Source organism: Mycobacterium sp. 1274756.6, assembly GCF_001668625.1.
Lineage (GTDB): Bacteria > Actinomycetota > Actinomycetes > Mycobacteriales > Mycobacteriaceae > Mycobacterium.
Map to the genome: position 1 here is coordinate 1 of NZ_LZLJ01000083.1, position 15,811 is coordinate 15,811.

General features: G+C 69.4%; 18 protein-coding genes. 9 read left to right on the forward strand and 9 right to left on the reverse strand.

Annotation, left to right across the window (positions count from 1 at the left end; all coding sequences use genetic code 11):
* The 7 genes from A5643_RS12540 to A5643_RS12570 all read right to left on the reverse strand — a co-directional run.
* Positions 1 to 1,138, reverse strand: a 1,138-nt coding sequence (locus tag A5643_RS12540; RefSeq protein WP_156628788.1) for an Hsp70 family protein, incomplete at its 3' end; no start/stop codon positions are given.
* Positions 1,139 to 1,228: 90 nt separating this feature from the next.
* Positions 1,229 to 1,678 (reverse strand): hypothetical protein, encoded by a 450-nt coding sequence (locus tag A5643_RS12545; RefSeq protein WP_066855826.1) that lies wholly within the window; start codon positions 1,676 to 1,678, stop codon positions 1,229 to 1,231.
* A gap of 44 nt (positions 1,679 to 1,722) precedes the next feature.
* Positions 1,723 to 2,229 (reverse strand): hypothetical protein, encoded by a 507-nt coding sequence (locus A5643_RS18750; protein WP_066855829.1) that lies wholly within the window; start codon positions 2,227 to 2,229, stop codon positions 1,723 to 1,725.
* Between the two features lie 60 nt (positions 2,230 to 2,289).
* On the reverse strand, positions 2,290 to 3,219 hold the full coding sequence (locus A5643_RS12555) for an LLM class F420-dependent oxidoreductase (protein ID WP_066855832.1): 930 nt from the start codon (positions 3,217 to 3,219) through the stop codon (positions 2,290 to 2,292).
* Positions 3,220 to 3,243: 24 nt separating this feature from the next.
* A complete protein-coding gene (locus A5643_RS12560; RefSeq protein WP_066855835.1) occupies positions 3,244 to 3,810 on the reverse strand; it encodes a hypothetical protein in 567 nt (188 codons plus the stop codon).
* Between the two features lie 80 nt (positions 3,811 to 3,890).
* Positions 3,891 to 4,082 carry a hypothetical protein gene (locus A5643_RS12565; RefSeq protein WP_066855838.1) on the reverse strand — a complete coding sequence of 64 codons (192 nt, stop codon included), beginning with the start codon at positions 4,080 to 4,082 and terminating at the stop codon, positions 3,891 to 3,893.
* Positions 4,079 to 5,560 carry an amino acid permease gene (locus A5643_RS12570; RefSeq protein WP_082948934.1) on the reverse strand — a complete coding sequence of 494 codons (1,482 nt, stop codon included), beginning with the start codon at positions 5,558 to 5,560 and terminating at the stop codon, positions 4,079 to 4,081. The genes A5643_RS12565 and A5643_RS12570 overlap by 4 nt, the downstream gene beginning before the upstream one ends.
* 125 nt (positions 5,561 to 5,685) lie before the next feature.
* On the opposite strand from A5643_RS12570, the gene A5643_RS12575 reads away from it, so the two are divergent.
* From A5643_RS12575 to A5643_RS12605, 7 genes are all read left to right on the forward strand, one after another.
* Entirely contained in the window at positions 5,686 to 6,378 is a 693-nt protein-coding gene (locus tag A5643_RS12575; RefSeq protein ID WP_066855845.1) for a cupin domain-containing protein, read from the forward strand.
* Positions 6,379 to 6,437: 59 nt separating this feature from the next.
* Entirely contained in the window at positions 6,438 to 7,454 is a 1,017-nt protein-coding gene (locus A5643_RS12580) for a beta-ketoacyl-ACP synthase III (RefSeq protein ID WP_066855848.1), read from the forward strand.
* Between the two features lie 10 nt (positions 7,455 to 7,464).
* Entirely contained in the window at positions 7,465 to 7,908 is a 444-nt protein-coding gene (locus A5643_RS12585; protein WP_066855851.1) for a nitroreductase family deazaflavin-dependent oxidoreductase, read from the forward strand.
* Positions 7,909 to 8,063: 155 nt separating this feature from the next.
* On the forward strand, positions 8,064 to 8,414 hold the full coding sequence (locus A5643_RS12590) for a hypothetical protein (protein WP_066855854.1): 351 nt from the start codon (positions 8,064 to 8,066) through the stop codon (positions 8,412 to 8,414).
* Complete coding sequence (locus A5643_RS12595) at positions 8,411 to 9,247, forward strand: PE-PPE domain-containing protein (RefSeq protein WP_066855857.1); 837 nt, start codon at positions 8,411 to 8,413, stop codon at positions 9,245 to 9,247. The genes A5643_RS12590 and A5643_RS12595 overlap by 4 nt, the downstream gene beginning before the upstream one ends.
* A 118-nt stretch (positions 9,248 to 9,365) precedes the next feature.
* A complete protein-coding gene (locus A5643_RS12600) occupies positions 9,366 to 10,202 on the forward strand; it encodes a glycoside hydrolase family 25 domain-containing protein (protein ID WP_066855859.1) in 837 nt (278 codons plus the stop codon).
* Positions 10,203 to 10,292: 90 nt separating this feature from the next.
* The gene (locus A5643_RS12605; protein ID WP_066856119.1) at positions 10,293 to 10,739 is read left to right on the forward strand and encodes a DUF1942 domain-containing protein; all 447 of its coding nucleotides are present in this window, start codon (positions 10,293 to 10,295) and stop codon (positions 10,737 to 10,739) included.
* A 141-nt stretch (positions 10,740 to 10,880) separates the two neighbouring features.
* Here A5643_RS12605 and A5643_RS12610 read toward each other — a convergent pair whose 3' ends face one another.
* Together A5643_RS12610 and A5643_RS12615 are read right to left on the reverse strand one after the other, a co-directional pair.
* Positions 10,881 to 11,384 carry a cupin domain-containing protein gene (locus A5643_RS12610; RefSeq protein WP_066855863.1) on the reverse strand — a complete coding sequence of 168 codons (504 nt, stop codon included), beginning with the start codon at positions 11,382 to 11,384 and terminating at the stop codon, positions 10,881 to 10,883.
* 113 nt (positions 11,385 to 11,497) lie between these two features.
* Complete coding sequence (locus A5643_RS12615) at positions 11,498 to 12,682, reverse strand: PPE family protein (protein WP_066855866.1); 1,185 nt, start codon at positions 12,680 to 12,682, stop codon at positions 11,498 to 11,500.
* Between the two features lie 609 nt (positions 12,683 to 13,291).
* Here A5643_RS12615 and dnaK point away from each other — a divergent pair.
* Both dnaK and grpE read left to right on the forward strand, forming a co-directional pair.
* Positions 13,292 to 15,151 carry a molecular chaperone DnaK gene (gene dnaK / locus A5643_RS12620; RefSeq protein WP_066855868.1) on the forward strand — a complete coding sequence of 620 codons (1,860 nt, stop codon included), beginning with the start codon at positions 13,292 to 13,294 and terminating at the stop codon, positions 15,149 to 15,151.
* Entirely contained in the window at positions 15,148 to 15,768 is a 621-nt protein-coding gene (gene grpE, locus A5643_RS12625; protein WP_066855870.1) for a nucleotide exchange factor GrpE, read from the forward strand. The genes dnaK and grpE overlap by 4 nt, the downstream gene beginning before the upstream one ends.
* Positions 15,769 to 15,811 lie beyond the last annotated feature (43 nt).

Here is a 15,811-nt window from a genome sequence, read left to right on the forward strand (position 1 = left end):
CACCGGCGTGTGGACCCCGCCGGCCGATGCGACCACCGCCGCGCCGGTCCCGCCGGTCGACGCGACCCGCGCCGCCCAGCGGCGGCGGGACCGGCGACCGCATCGTGGAGGTGGCGGGCATCGAACCCGATGCGGCGAGTAACCGGGCGCCGACCGCGGCGGTCGCGCTGGGGCGCGCCGGGACGATCACCGGCACCCGCAGCCGCTGTCCGAGCAGCTCGCTGAGCATGGGCAGACTCGCGCCGCCGCCGACGATGGCCACCGCGGAGAGCCGTTCGGCCGCGGTGCCGCTGTTGGCCAGGGTCTCGGCCACGGCGTCGGCGAACGCGGTCACCGGCTCGGCGATGAGGTTCTGCAGTCCCGCGCGGGTCAACTCGACCGGTTCGCCGGGTGTGCGGCCCCCGGCGGACACCGTGGCGCTCGAGGCGGTCGCCAGCTGTTCCTTGGCCGCGCGGCACTCCTCACGCAGCCGAGCCAGCGAACTGGTCGCCGCGGTGGCCGAATCACCGGTGTCGGGCAGCCGGGACAGCACATGGTTGAGCACCGCCTCGTCGACCAGGTCGCCGGAGAACTCGCCATAGCGGACCGTCCGGCCGATCGGCGCGAAGCCGGCGTCGGCGTCCGCGACGGTGATGCTGGTCCCGGTCCCGCCGAAGTCGGCGAGCAGCACGATGCCGGTGCGCGGCATTCCGGGTTCGCCGGCCAGTGCCGCCAGCGCCGCCGCAGCATCGGGCAGCAGGGCCGGCGCCGCACCGCCGGCGGCCAGCCGGGTCGCCGACACCGCGGCGCGTAGCGCCTCGAAGACGTGCGGGTCCCAGTGGGCCGGAACCGCGATCGCCGCCGGAGTGCCGTAGCCGACCGCGCGGGCCATCGCGTCGAGCGCCTCGGCGGCCAACGCCTCACCGCGGTGGGTGGAGCCATCGGCGGCCACCAGCGGGACCGGGTCGCCGATGCGCTGGACGAAGCCGCGCAGCACCGTGCCGGGTTCGGTGAGGTGCGGGTTCTCGGCGGGCACGCCGACCTCGGGCGGGCGGTGCTCGAAGAAGGTCAGCACGCAGCGGCGGATCAGCGGCAGTTGCCCGTCGCGGGACGCCGCCAGGTTGGTCATCCCGATCGACAAACCCAGCGAGTCGCTCATTCTGCGGGCACCTCGTATCTCGCTCGTTGGCTGACGGAGCCTCAACGATAACCGCTGCGGAGCCGATCACCCGGCCGCGCAACACCGCACTCAGGGCAGGTCGGGCAGCGTGATCTCGGTCGGCAGGTTCGGCAACTGCGGCACCTCGGGCAACGTGATCGTCGACGGGATGTGCGGACGCCGGTGGGTCTTGCTGGTGGTCTCCGGCGCCTCGGTCTCCCCGGTGTCCGCAGGAGGCTGCTCGGCCGGGGGCTCGCTGGCCGTGGTTGTGGTGGGCGTGGTGGTCGAGGTCGTGGACGACGCCGACGTGCTGGTCGTGGTGGTGGTCGATGACACGGTGGTGGTCGACGACGGGGCCTGCGGGAAGGTCGGCCCGGAGTTGCCGCTGAACAGGGTGATCACGCCCCAGGTGATCAACGCGAGCAGGATCAGGACCAGGATGACCCAACCGGCCAGCAGCGGTGGTTTGCGATACCACGGGGTGGGGTGCCCGGCGGCGTCGTCGCCGAAGGAGACGGTCGGATCGTCATAACCTGCCACGGCAAGTGAGTTTAACGGCTCCGGTCACCGCGCGGCGCGACGAATCAGCCGGGAATGTCCGGGTAATCCTCCATCGGCGGCGGGTTCTGCTCGGCGGGCAGCAGGGGACCGGTCGGTGTGGTGGTCGTGGTCGTCACCGGGGTGGTCGTGGTCTCGTCGGTCTCGGTGGCCTCGGTCGTGGTGGGCTCCACCGTGGTGGTCGTGGTGGTCGTGGTGGGCTCGGTCGTCGTCGTCGTCGTGGTTGTCGTCGTGGTGGTGGTCGTCGTGGGGACCGTCGTGGTCGGCGGCGGGACGACCGGCGGGGCGGTGGTGGTGGTCGTGGTCGTCGTGGTGGTGGGGGCCGGCGCGGTGCCGCTCTCGTTGTGGAGCAACACGATGAGCCCGTACACGATCACCCCGATCAGCGCGGCGATCAGCACGCCCCAGCCGATCAGCGCGGCCGGCCTCAGATACCACGGGGTCGAACGTTCGGCGTCCGGGTCGTCGGCGTAGCTGCCGAAGTACTCGGTCGGTTCGTTGCCCGGATCGTCGGGTGTCTGGTTACGCGCCACGAAACCAGATGGTAGGTCGTCGGCGGCCGACGTGGGGCGACTTGCCCGATGCGGCCGGCCTCAGAACTGCCGCACCACCTGGTGCGCGAACAGCTCGAGGTGGTCGAGGTCGGCGAGGTCGAGCACCTGCAGATACACCCGCTGCACGCCGACCTCGACGGCCGCGCCGAGTTGGTCGACGATCTGAGCGGGCGTGCCCACCAGCGGGGTGTTGGACTGCAATTCATCGAGGTCGCGGTTGATCGCGGCGGCGCGGCGGGTCACTTCGGCGTCGTCGCGGCCGGCGCAGACCACGAACGCCGCCGAGTAGGTCATCGAGTGCGGATCGCGGCCGACCGCGGCGACGGCCTCGCCGACCCGGCGGTATTGGGTCTCGATGGTCTCGATCGAGGCGAACGGCACGTTGAACTCGTCGGCGAAGGTGGCGGCCAGCACCGGGGTGCGTCGGGCGCCCAGGCCGCCGACGATGATCGGCGGGTGGGGCCGCTGCACCGGTTTGGGCAGGGCCGGGGAATCGGCGATCGCGTAGTGGCTGCCGGCGTAGTCGAACAGCTCACCGTCCGGTGCGGTCCACAAGCCGGTGATGATTTCCAACTGCTCGGTGAGGCGGGCGAAGCGCTCCCCGAGCGGCGGGAACGGGATCGCGTAGGCGCGGTGCTCGTCCTCGAACCAGCCGGCCCCGATCCCGAACTCGACGCGGCCGTCGCTCATCGCGTCGACCTGGGCGACCGAGACCGCCAGCGGGCCCGGGTGCCGGAACGTCGCGGACGTGACCAGCGTGCCGAGCCGGATGGTGGAGGTTTCCCGCGCCAGGGCACCCAGCGTCACCCACGAATCGGTGGGGCCGGGCAGGCCCTCGCCGCTCATCGCGACGTAGTGGTCGGACCGGAAGAAGGCGGAGAACCCCAACTCTTCGGCGGCCCGGGCCACCGCCAGCTGGTCGGTGTAGCTGGCGCCCTGCTGCGGTTCGACGAATACCCGGAAGTCCATGAGCGTCAGAGTAGGCGGTGGTGCTCAAAAGGTGTCGACGCGCTGGATGCTGACGAACATGCCGCGGCCGGTGTCGATGTTGGTGAAGCGGGTTCCGTCGAAGGTGGCGTCGATGTCCCAGCCCTGCGCGCGGTAGCGGCGGTAGTCGAGGGTGACCGCCGGGATCGCGCCCAGGTTGCCCAGCACCCAGTCCAGCTGCCCGTCGGCGGTGAGGCGGACACCGTTGGCGCGGCCGCCGTCACGCATCGGTGAATCGGTGAACGGGGCCTCGCAGCCGACGGTGGCCGTCGAGATCTGGCAGCGGGTCTTGCCGGACTTGGTGGCGATGAACACCAGACCGCTGTCGTCGGCGGGCAGTTCGGTGACACCGGCCGGTGCGGTCGTGGTCGGGCTCGGCGACGGTGCCGGTGTCGTCGTGGTGGTCGGGCGCGGCGGCGGGGACGGCCGGGTGGTCTTGGGAAACGTCGGCTCCGGTGGGCCGGCGCCCGGACCGGCGACCGGGCGGCCGTCGATGGTGTTGGTGCACGCGGCGACCAGCGCGAACCCGGTCACGGCCAGCGCCACGCCGGCTCGACGCACACTCCTGGTCACAGTCTTGCTCCGATCCCGCGCAAACCCGCTCCAGACTACGCAGCCGGTGGCGCACGGGGCTGCAGTGACGCGCGTGGCGGTCAGGAGAAGTCGCGGAAAGCGAGCGCGAACCCGGCGATGAACACCGCCGCCGCCGCCGCGTACCCCAGCACCGACCACCAGCCCAGATCCAGATACTTGGTGACGGCGACCAGCGCGAGCGCCAGGAACACCAGCACCATGCCGTACAGCGGGGGACGGTAGGCGTACCGGTCGGGTCTCGGGTCGCTCATGCCGGTTCCTCCGTGGCGGTCTCGTACTCGGCGGCAGTGGCCCGCACCCGGTTGCGCACCAGATACCAGCCCCCGATCAGCGTCGGGATGCCCACCAGAGCGGCGGCGCGGATCCAGACGCCGTACTCGGGATCGAACAGCATCAAAATCACCACCCCGGCGAGGAAGACCAGGGTGAGGTAGCCGCTGTAGGGCGCCAGCGGCATCCGAAACGCCGGGCGCTGCAGCTCCCCGGTCCGGGTCAGCGCGTGAAAGCGCAACTGGCAGGAGACGATCGTCGCCCAGGCGGCCAACACGCCCAGGGCGGCGATGTTCAGCACGATCTCGAAGGCGTGCTCGGGCACGACCGCGTTCAACGCGACCCCGAACAGTCCGATCCCGCTGGTGAGCAGGATGCCGCCATAGGGCACACCGCTTTTCGACATCACCGCGGTGAACCGGGGCCCGCTGCCGTTGACCGCCATCGAGCGCAGGATGCGCCCGGTGGAGTACAGCCCGGCGTTCAGGCTGGACAGCGCGGCGGTGAGCACCACCAGGTTCATCAGACCGCCGGCGCCCTCGAAGCCGATCTTGGAGAAGAACGTCACGAACGGGCTCTCATGTGCGCGGTAGGCGGTGTAGGGCAGCAGCAGCGCCAACAGCACCACCGATCCGACATAGAAGATCACGATCCGGGCGATCACCGAGTTGATCGCGCGCGGCATCACCTTCTCCGGCTCGGCGGTCTCCCCGGCGGCGGTGCCGACCAACTCCACCGCGGCGTAGGCGAACACCACCCCGGAGGTCACCAACACCAGCGGGATCAGCCCGGTGGGGAAGAACCCGCCGCTCTCGCGCCAGAGCGCCAACCCGGTGTCGTGGCCGTCGATCTGGTAGCGGCCGGCCAAAAAAACCGTGCCGACGACCAGGAACGTCAGCAGCGCCACCACCTTGATCAGCGCCGCCCAGAACTCCAGTTCGCCGAAGAGCTTCACCGAGATCAGGTTCATCGCCACCACGGTGAGCAGCGCCGCCAGCGCCAGCAGCCACTGCGGAATCACGTGGAACAGTCCCCAGTAGTGGAAGTAGGTGGCGATCGCGGTGATGTCGACGATGCTGGTCATCGCCCAGTTCAAGAAGTACATCCAGCCGGCGACGAAAGCGACCTTCTCGCCGAAGAATTCCCGCGCGTAGGACACGAACGACCCCGACGACGGCCGGTGCAGCACCAGTTCGCCCAGTGCGCGCAGGATCAGGAAGACGAAGGCGCCGCAGATTCCGTAGACCAGAAACAGGCTGGGGCCGGCCGAGGCGAGCCGGCCGCCGGCGCCGAGGAACAGGCCGGTGCCGATCGCCCCGCCGATCGCGATCATCTGCAGTTGCCGCGGTTTGAGACCTTTGTGGTACCCGGCGTCCTCGCGGGTGAGCCGGTCCGCGGCGGGGCCGGATGACGGCTGGGGCAAGACAGTCCTCGATGTCGGGGGCGTGGCCGGTGGCATTTTCGGCGACCGCGCCGTGCGCACCGGCTAGATACTAAGGCCACCGCGGTGTGCGGGCGGCACCCGTTGCGGCGCGGTCGGCCAAAAGCGCCCGGCGGGCGAGTGCGGCTCACTACGCTGAAACGATGTCGCTGAGTCGACGCAGGGTGCTCGGTGGCGCCGGGTTGGTGGGGGCCGGCGCGCTCGGTGGCGTGGCCGCCGACCGCACGATCACCGAGACCGGGCCGTCGGATCGGCCCGAGGAGCCGACCGCGGCCGACGACGCCGCCCGGTTCGGCGACCCGCGCATCCCCGCCGAGCTCGGCTACACCCATTCCCACCTGTTTCGGCTGGGCGCGATGGCACCCACCGAGTTCGACGGCGGGCACCTGCGCCAGGCGCACCGCGGCAACTTCCCGATCCTGACCGGCCAGGAGGCCAGCGTCGTGATGGTGACGCTCGAGCCGGGCGGCATCCGGGAACCGCACTGGCATCCCAGCGCCTGGGAGATCAGCGTCATCACCCACGGCACGGCCAGTTGGACCCTGCTCGACCCGCTCGGAAACGCCGAGAGCTTCGACGCCGGTCCCGGCGATGTGGTCTTCGCGCCGCAGGGTTCGCTGCACTACTTCGAGAACAACGGTTCGGCGGACTTGAACGTTCTGATCGTCTTCAATGCCAGCACCGAGGAGGGCAGCGACGACATCGGGATCGGCGCCTCGATCAGCAAGTTACCGCCGGAGGTGCTCGCCGCGGTCTTCGGTGTGCCGGCGGAGACCTTCGCCGGGTTCCGGACCATCGACCGCTCCATCACGATCACCCGGCGCGGGCGGGCATGACCACCTCAAGGAACGTCCTCTTAGACTTACTAGCTATCTAGCGCATAGGATGGCCCGCCATGAACGGGATTGCGGCGGTCAACGGCACCGGCAATGTTGGCCTGCTCAGCATCGGGGCGTACCGGCCCGCCAGGGTGGTCACCAACGACGAGATCTGCGAAAACATCGACTCGTCGGATGAATGGATCTACACCCGCACCGGGATCAAGACCCGCCGCTTCGCCGCCCGCGACGAATCGGTCACCTCGATGGCGATCGAGGCGGGGCGCCGCGCGATCGCCAACGCGCTGCTGACCGGCGCCGACATCGACGCCGTGATCGTGGCGACCAACACCCACTTCGTGCAGACGCCGTCGTCGGCCCCGATGGTCGCCTCCGCGGTCGGCGCCCACGGCGTGCCCGGTTTCGACATCAGCGTCGGCTGCGCCGGGTTCGGCTACGCCCTCGGGGTGGCCGCGGACATGGTGCGCGCCGGCAGCGCGCGCACCGTGCTGGTCATCGGTTCGGAGAAGCTCTCGCCCACCTTGGACATGCATGACCGCGGCAACTGCTTCATCTTCGCCGACGGCGCCGGGGCGGTCGTCGTGGGTGAGACCCCCGACCTCGGGATCGGGCCGACCGTGTGGGGCAGCGACGGCGAGCAGAGCGCCGCGGTGCGCCAGGACATCGACTGGATCGATTACACCGAAAACCCCGGCGGCGAACGGCCGTTCCTGCGAATGGAGGGCACCGCGGTCTTCCGGTGGGCCGCCTTCGAAATGAGCAAGGCCGCCGCCCGAGCGCTGGAGGCGGCGAAGGTCGGCCCCGAGGACCTCAACGCCTTCGTGCCCCATCAGGCCAACAGCCGGATCAACGAACTGCTGGCCAAAAGTCTGCAGCTGCCGACGGAGGTCGCGGTGGCCAACGACATCGTGCACACCGGCAACACCTCGGCCGCCTCCGTGCCGCTGGCGATGGAGGAACTGTTGTCCACCGGTGCCGCCAAGCCGGGCGGGCTGGCCTTGCTGCTCGGTTACGGCGCCGGCCTCAGTTACGCCGCGCAGGTCGTCAAGCTGCCGCCGGTGCCGTTCGAATAAGGGCTGGTCGATGCCCGCCCGCTATGAGAAGCCCGGCCGCGCCGCCCGCGTGGGCAACAGGGTGATCCGGGGTCTCGCCGAAGCCGGGGTCAGCATCGCGGGCAGCCGGGCGCTGACGGTGCGCGGTCGCCGCAGCGGACAGCCCCGCCACGTGGTGGTCAATGTGTTGAGCGTCGACGGCGTGGACTACCTGGTCTCGCCGCGCGGCCAGACGCAATGGGTGCGCAACGCCCGCGCTGCCGGGGAGGTCGAGGTGGGGCCGCGCTGGCATCGGCGGCGGTGGGCGGTCACCGAGGTCGCCGACGAAGCCAAGCCGCCGCTGTTGCGCCGTTACCTGGCCCGTTGGCATTGGCAGGTCAAGGGAGTTGTCCTCGGGTTGACCCCGGAATCCAGCGACGCTGAACTGGCGGCCGCCGCGCCGTCTTTCCCGGTTTTCGCGCTCAGCGCGCATTGAATCGCGCGCCGGCCACCCTCGACCCGGCTTCGCCGCGTGGCGGTATTCGTGCACGCGGAGTCCGCATCCGGGAGTATTCTGAGGCTGCGATTTCGCGATGGTTGTTCCTGGCCTGAGTGCGCTGAGTTGATGCGAGTTCAAGCGGGAGGGATGTCATGGCCGATCCGAATATCGATGCCACCGCCCAGACGGTGTCGGACAAGCTGGACGGCACCAACAATGACGGGCAGGTTCTCGGCTACCGCCGCGCCGCGATGTTCTACGACGCCAACATGTTCGGGTTGTCCAAGGACTACGCCTTCCCGGAGGGATCGAACACCTCGCCCTCGGTGCTGGACCAGGCGACGAGTCTGGCGAAACTGCTCACCCGCAAACAAACCCTCGCCGACGGCAACGACTACGACGTGTGGGATTGCATATTCACCTTGACCAAGTGGGTTCTGGCGCAAGATCCCCACATCAACGACGACGAGATCAACTCGGTGAACTACCGAGGCCAAAAGTGACCCTGTCGCTGTTCACGGTGGGCGGAACCGGGGAAGGGGGCCCTACCGACCCGAACCAGTTCCCCGTCCAGGTGGCCGCCGGGCTGGCCCCGTCGGGGTGGCAGATCGTTGCGGACAAGCTGGACGGGATCGCCACCATCCCCCCGGCGCGGTGGTTCCCGATCAACTATCCCGCGGCGCTGTACCCGATGGCGCCCAGCGTGCAAGCGGGCCGAGCGAATCTGGTGGCCGCCATCAGAACGGCGCCGGGACCGTTCGTGCTGTGCGGCTACAGCCAGGGCGCCATCGTCACCGACGTCGTGTGGTCCCAAGACCTGCTGGCCGACACCGGCGTCATCCGCGATCGGCTGCCCGACGTGGCCGCGATCTTCAACTTCGGTGACCCGCTGCGATGCCCGGGGATCGCCAACGGAAACCTGCTGGCCGGGATACCACTGCCCCGCAACCTCGACGGGGTGGTCACCGGCGGGATCGGCGGGCCCGCCGACCTACGGCCCGAACAGACGCCGGGGTTCCTCTACAGCTTCGCTCTCGATGGGGACCTCTATGCCTGCGCGCCGGTGGGCGCGGACCCGTGGACCGCCGAGGCGGCGGCGGGTCGGGTGGAGACCGGCATCTATAACATCGTGCAGCAGGCGACGGTCATCGACGTCGTCGCCATCGCCGAAGACCTCGCCACACCCGTCGGCACCGTGGAAGCGATCATCAACGGCCTCACCTTCGCCGCCGCCGGCGCGAACGCCCCGCACTACCGGTACGGCCCGTTCGTGCGCACCGTGGTTGTCAAGATCCGGCAACTGGCCGAACAAGCCGGCGCGGCGAGCGCTGCGTGATCGGCCGCAGCGCCGGGTGGGCGCGGGGGCATGCGGCGATCGCGCGGGCACTGCGGGGGCTCTGCGGGGTATTGGCCGCGCCGGATTCGCGTGACGAACAAAACCGGATGGGGGCCCGGTGACCGACACGCTCTTCGCGGATGTCTCGGAATTTCAAGTGCCCGTGGACGATTCGTATCCATACCGAGTGCTGTCGATCCGGGTCAGCGACGGCACCTACCGGGACCACAACTTCGCCCGCAACTACGCCTGGATGCGAGCCGCACTCACCAACGGCCGGTTGACGTTCGGGATCGTCTACACCTACGTACGACCGAACTGGCTCGCCAACGCCAACACGGTGCGCACGATGATCGACGCCGCCGGTGGGCTGCATCCGCGCGTCGCGCTCATGCTCGACGTGGAGTCGGGGGGAAACCCAACCGGCGACGGCTCGGGCTGGATCAACCAGTTGTATTGGAATCTCGCCGACTACGCCGGCAACCCCGCGCGCGTCATCGGCTACGCCAACCGCTACGACTTCTACAGCATGTGGCGGGAGCGGCCCGCGGGGCTGCGCATGATCGGTGCCGGGTACGGCACCAACCCGCAACTGCCCGGACAGATCGCCCACCAATACACCGACGGCGGCGGATACAGCACCCCACTGCCGCAGGGGTGCCCGCCATTCGGACGGTGCGACATGAACTCAGCTGACGGATTGACCCCCGAACAGTTGGCACAAGCGTGCGGGATCACCACGACGGAAGGATGGCTGATGGCCCTCAGCGACGACGAACAGGCGGAATTGCTGGCCAAGGTTCGCGATATCTGGACGCAGTTACGCGGGCCGAGCGGGCAGGGCTGGGCGCAGTTGGGTCAGAACACCCACGGGCAGAACCTCACCCCGGTCGATGCGCTCGCCGCGATCAAAGACGACCTGGAAGATCGAGCCGGCGGCGAATCGCAGGTTTGAGTCGCGGGAATGTGGATACGCCGTGGGAACGGTCAGAGAAACCGGTTACGTGTTCCGGACCGACGGGACGCGGCGGAAGGAGTTGACGTGATGTTCCCAGCATTCAAGGCGACGGTGGCTGCGGCCGGTCTCGCGGCGGCAGGGCTGCTGGCGCCGGCACCGGCTTTCGCCGACGCCCAGGTGTTGTCGTTCGGCCAGTCGGCGGAGATTCAAAGCCCCGGCGGCGCCATCGACTACACGGTGAGCAACCTGCAGCCCAGCGGCCACAACGACGGGATCTGGTACTCCGACGTGACCGCCAAGGCGGTGAGTGGCACTCCGACGCCCAATATCGCCGACTTCAACGCGCGAGCCGTCAACAGCTCGACTTACGCGGTGATGAAGGGCGATGAGCCGGACGGTCTACCCAACGAACCGATCCAGCTGAACACCGAGACGACCGGCAAGCTGTACTTCGACGTGAAGGGCGGCACCGCCCCCGACAGCGTCGTCTACCGCGACGCGGCAGGCGTGGACAAGGTGGTGTGGAAGCAGTAGGAGTCCCCGACCAGAGCCGATGGCTCAAGGCCACAACGGACTTGAGTCATCGGCTCATGTCTGGGCGTGCACGGTGCGGTGCGGGGTGATCCGCAGGTAGGGCTCACCCACTCCCTCGGGCACCTCGGCGCTGCCGGGGGATCAGTCCTGGCCGTACACCGGCGGGCGGTCCAGCACGGTGACGCCGAATTTGGCGATCTCCTCGACGGTGTTGGTGTACTTGGACTGAGCCGTCGTGCCGATCGCCAGCATGTGGTCTTCGAAGAACCCCGGGGTCGTGATGATGAGGACCTCGGCGGTCGGCGTCTGGCTCTGAAAGGTGTGCGGCACTAACCGCGGCCCGTAGGCGACCCCGCCGGAACCGAGAACCCCGGTATCGCAGGCGGCCAGGTTTTGCCCGCCGGTCCAGAACTTCACCTCACCGTCGAGCACGACCCAGGTCTCGTCCTCGCGGGTGTGCATGTGCAGGGGTGGGGCACCGTCGGGGGTGAGCGTCAGGCGCAGCACGTTGAGCGCGTCATAGGTCTCGGAGCGGGCGATCACCCGCTCCAGGTGCGCGTCGAAGTAGGGGAACAGGTCCCCGGCGCCGGGGTCGCGTAGCACCGGGTCGAGTAGCGCCGGACGCGGCTCTGGGCTGGCTGACATCGATGAGCCTTTCAGTCGAACCGGCGAGATGCGGGCGTCGGGACGCGGTGGTGAGACGCCAGCGGCATTATGCGCACAAAACTCAACGTATGTCTATATCGGCCTGCGCGGCTCTAGAGCAGCTCGGGCCCGTAGCCGGCCGCGGGAGGGCGCGCCATCACGGTGGGCCGCACGCCGTAGCGGGGGCCGGTTGTCTCGCCGCCACGCGCTGCCCCGGCCAACGGCACCCCCGGCGCGCCGTGGCCGCCGGCCGGCGTGGCGGCCGGGCTGTGCCCGGGCAGTAACCCGGTGGTCGCACCGGCGGGTGCGGTGGCCGCCCAGTTCGCCGGAACGGACAGGGCGCCCAGCGGGGTCGCGCGGCCCATTCCGGCGGTCACCGCCGGGGTGCTCGCTGGTGCCGAGGCCACGGCGGTCGAACCGGCGGCCGGCGCCGCGGCGCTCACCAGGGTCTGGGTGCTGAGCGCCGGCGCAACCGGCGCATAGCTGCCGGGTGCGAACGCCCCCGGCGCAGCCTCGTTGAACTCCTGCACGGTGGCCAGGTCCGCCATGATCGCGGCGACCATCGCCGGGTTGAGCATGTCGGTGGAGGCCAGCGTGTTCCAGATGTTGGCGTTGGGGCCGAGCCCGGCGCCGCCCGGGTCCGCGAGCCAACCGCCGTCGGCCGGCGAATCGGACAAGCCGGGGGTAACGGCGGACCCCGCGTCGCGAACGGCGTTGCGCGGCGCCGTGGTCTCGTCGGACGAGCCGGCCGGGTCGGCGCGTTGCCTCGGATTCGGGACCGGCTGGAGTCGGGTGGCCGCGGCGGCAGCGGCGGCGTAGCCGTGCAGCGCTGCGGCGCACTGGGCCCACATCTCCAGGTACTGCGCTTCGGTGGCCATGATCGCCGCGGTGTTCAGCCCGAGCGCGTTGGTTTCGAGCAGGGTGCGGAGTTGGGCGCGGTTGGCTGCGATCACCGGGGGCGGGGTGGTTGCGGCCAGCGCCGCGTCGAAGGCGGCGGCCGCGGCGCGGGCCTGGGCCGCGGTCTGCTCGGCCCGGCCCGCCGCGGCGTTCAACCAGGCGGTATGTGGAACGACCTTGGCCGCCATCGCCGCCGCGGACGGGCCCAGCCATTCTTCGGTGGTCAGCCGGGTGAGCACGGCGGTGTAGGCGTCCGCACTGGACTGCAGATTCGCCGACAGCCCGTCCCAGGCGGCTGCGGCCGCCTGCATGGTCGCCGATCCGTCGCCCCCGTGGATCAGGGCGGCATTGATCTCCGGGGCGCGCGTACTGAAGTCGAGGCGCAGCAAAGCGGGGGCCATGGGGTCTCTCCTGGTGAACGACGGGCCCGGCACCCGGCTGCCTCCCCGGTCGCCGGCGTGACGTTATCGCCGCGGCAGCGTGCGCTGCCGCGGCCGGAGACGGCCGACGCGGGTCAGGAGGTGGGAACGGGTCCGGGACCGGATCGGGGCGGACTGATCAGCGAAGTCGGATAATGACTACCGTTGCGACTCAAGCTCGTCCTCACCTCCTCGCGGCCGGGACACTCGGGGATGTCAGCGTGGGCACGCGGGGCGGATCGAGCGCAGGCCCGGCGTGGCTGCCGGAGCCGCGCCGAAGGGGCGCGTGCTCCGTGACTGCGGGAGTCATCCTGGCATCGCGGTCGACGTTCGGCAACTTCGGCGCGAGTCGGCGCGGGTCGGTCGGCGCGCCGCGATCGCAGCGGCCGGGCGAACCGCCGGCGCGAAATCCGGCCGGCAGTCATAGCGGGGAACAAACCCGGGTACCCCGCCGTTGACACGACTGAAATCTTGAGTGAGCTAGGCTCAACCCCAGCTTGACAGATCGTGGGGAGCGATAGCAATCTTGAGTGTGGTTCGCTCAGACCACGCAAACGTTAAGAAGAGAAACATCTATCAGGAGGAAGCACTATGGCTCGTGCGGTCGGAATCGACCTCGGGACCACCAACTCCGTTGTCTCCGTCCTCGAGGGGGGCGACCCGGTGGTCGTCGCCAACTCCGAGGGTTCCCGGACCACCCCGTCGGTCGTCGCGTTCGCGCGCAACGGCGAGGTGCTCGTCGGTCAGCCCGCCAAGAACCAGGCGGTGACCAACGTCGACCGCACGATCCGGTCGGTGAAACGTCACATGGGCACCGACTGGTCGGTGGAGATCGACGACAAGAAGTACACCGCCCAGGAGATCAGCGCACGCGTGCTGCAGAAGCTCAAGCGCGACGCGGAGTCCTACCTCGGCGAGGACATCACCGACGCGGTGATCACCGTCCCCGCCTACTTCAACGACGCCCAGCGTCAGGCCACCAAGGAGGCCGGTCAGATCGCCGGCATGAACGTGCTGCGCATCGTCAACGAGCCGACCGCGGCGGCGCTCGCCTATGGTCTGGACAAGGGCGACCACGAGCAGACCATCCTGGTCTTCGACCTCGGTGGCGGAACCTTCGACGTGTCGCTGCTGGAGATCGGCGGCGGGGTCGTCGAGGTCCGGGCCACCTCCGGTGACAACCACCTCGGTGGCGACGACTGGGACGACCGGATCGTCGAGTGGCTCGTCGACAAGTTCAAGAGCACCAGCGGCATCGACCTGACCAAGGACAAGATGGCGATGCAGCGGCTGCGTGAGGCTGCGGAGAAGGCCAAGATCGAGCTCAGCTCCTCGCAGAGCACCTCGATCAATCTGCCCTACATCACCGTCGACGCGGAGAAGAACCCGCTGTTCCTCGACGAGCAGCTGACCCGCGCCGAGTTCCAGCGCATCACCCAGGACCTGCTCGACCGGGCCCGCAAGCCCTTCCAGCAGGTCATCAAGGACGCCGGTATCGCGGTCGGCGACATCGACCACGTCGTGCTCGTCGGCGGCTCCACCCGCATGCCCGCGGTGACCGACCTGGTCAAGGAGATGACCGGCGGCAAGGAGCCCAACAAGGGCGTCAACCCCGACGAGGTGGTGGCCGTGGGCGCCGCGCTGCAGGCCGGTGTGCTCAAGGGCGAGGTGAAAGACGTTCTGCTGCTGGACGTCACCCCGCTGTCCCTGGGGATCGAAACCAAGGGTGGCGTGATGACCAAGCTGATCGAACGCAACACCACGATCCCGACCAAGCGCAGCGAGACGTTCACCACCGCCGACGACAACCAGCCGTCGGTGCAGATCCAGGTCTATCAGGGTGAGCGCGAGATCGCCGCGCACAACAAGCTGCTCGGCTCTTTCGAGCTGACCGGGATCCCGCCCGCCCCGCGCGGTGTGCCCCAGATCGAGGTCACCTTCGACATCGACGCCAACGGCATCGTGCACGTGACCGCCAAGGACAAGGGCACCGGCAAGGAGAACACGATCAAGATCCAGGAGGGCTCCGGCCTCTCCCAAGACGAGATCGACCGGATGATCAAGGACGCCGAGGCGCACGCCGAGGAGGACCGTCAGCGCCGCGAGGAGGCCGACGTCCGCAACCAGGCCGAGTCGCTGGTCTATCAGACGGAGAAATTCGTCAAGGACCAGCGGGAGGCCGAAGGCGGGTCCAAGGTGCCCGAAGACACCCTGAACAAGGTGGACACCGCCATCGCCGACGCCAAGAAGGCGTTGGAAGGCACCGACATCGGGGCGATCAAGTCGGCGATGGAAAAGCTCGGCGAGGAGTCCCAGGCACTCGGCCAGGCGATCTACGAGGCCACCCAGGCCGAGCAGGGCGCCGGTGGGGCTGCCGACGCGGGCGCCGCAGGCGGATCCGACGACGTGGTCGACGCCGAGGTTGTCGACGATGACGGAGAGACCAAGTGACCGAAGGGAACCCGGAAGAACCGGTCGTGGTCACCGACAAGCGTCGGATCGACCCCGAGACCGGACAGGTACGTGAGGGTGCCTCCGGCCCGGCCCCGGGTGGGCCGGAGCCGGAGGCGCCACAGTCCGACGACGCGGCGAAGATCGCCGAGCTCACCGACGACCTCAAGCGGGTGCAGGCGGACTTCGCCAACTACCGCAAACGCGCGTTGCGTGAGCAGCAGGCGGCGGCCGACCGGGCCAGGGGCGCGGTGGTCACCGAGCTGCTGGGCATCCTCGACGACCTCGACCGTGCCCGCAGCCACGGCGACCTGGAGGCCGGCCCGCTCAAGGCGTTCGCCGACAAGCTGGTCGACACCCTGACCTCGCTGGGGCTGGCCCATTTCGGTGCCGAGGGTGACGATTTCGACCCGGCGATGCACGAAGCGGTGCAACATGAAGGCGACGGAGACCATCCGGTGATCGGCAACGTGCTACGCAAGGGCTACCAGCTCGGCGAGCAGGTGCTGCGCCACGCGATGGTCGCCGTGGTGGACACCGTCAAAGGAGAGGACACCGAGTCGACCGAAGACGCGGACGACGAGGACGGCACGGCCGAGCCCGAAGCGGACGGCTGAACCCCACGATGACTCGTGCGACAGGCTAGGGAGGTGAGACGAC

Coding starts and splice junctions, on each gene's coding strand:
- A5643_RS12555 (WP_066855832.1), bottom strand. CDS start 3,219: ATGGACTTCCGGGTATTCGTCGAACCGCAGCAGGGCGCCAGCTACACC.
- A5643_RS12565 (WP_066855838.1), bottom strand. CDS start 4,082: ATGAGCGACCCGAGACCCGACCGGTACGCCTACCGTCCCCCGCTGTAC.
- A5643_RS12570 (WP_082948934.1), bottom strand. CDS start 5,560: ATGCCACCGGCCACGCCCCCGACATCGAGGACTGTCTTGCCCCAGCCG.
- A5643_RS12575 (WP_066855845.1), top strand. CDS start 5,686: ATGTCGCTGAGTCGACGCAGGGTGCTCGGTGGCGCCGGGTTGGTGGGG.
- A5643_RS12580 (WP_066855848.1), top strand. CDS start 6,438: ATGAACGGGATTGCGGCGGTCAACGGCACCGGCAATGTTGGCCTGCTC.
- A5643_RS12585 (WP_066855851.1), top strand. CDS start 7,465: ATGCCCGCCCGCTATGAGAAGCCCGGCCGCGCCGCCCGCGTGGGCAAC.
- A5643_RS12590 (WP_066855854.1), top strand. CDS start 8,064: ATGGCCGATCCGAATATCGATGCCACCGCCCAGACGGTGTCGGACAAG.
- A5643_RS12605 (WP_066856119.1), top strand. CDS start 10,293: ATGTTCCCAGCATTCAAGGCGACGGTGGCTGCGGCCGGTCTCGCGGCG.
- A5643_RS12610 (WP_066855863.1), bottom strand. CDS start 11,384: ATGTCAGCCAGCCCAGAGCCGCGTCCGGCGCTACTCGACCCGGTGCTA.
- A5643_RS12615 (WP_066855866.1), bottom strand. CDS start 12,682: ATGGCCCCCGCTTTGCTGCGCCTCGACTTCAGTACGCGCGCCCCGGAG.
- dnaK (WP_066855868.1), top strand. CDS start 13,292: ATGGCTCGTGCGGTCGGAATCGACCTCGGGACCACCAACTCCGTTGTC.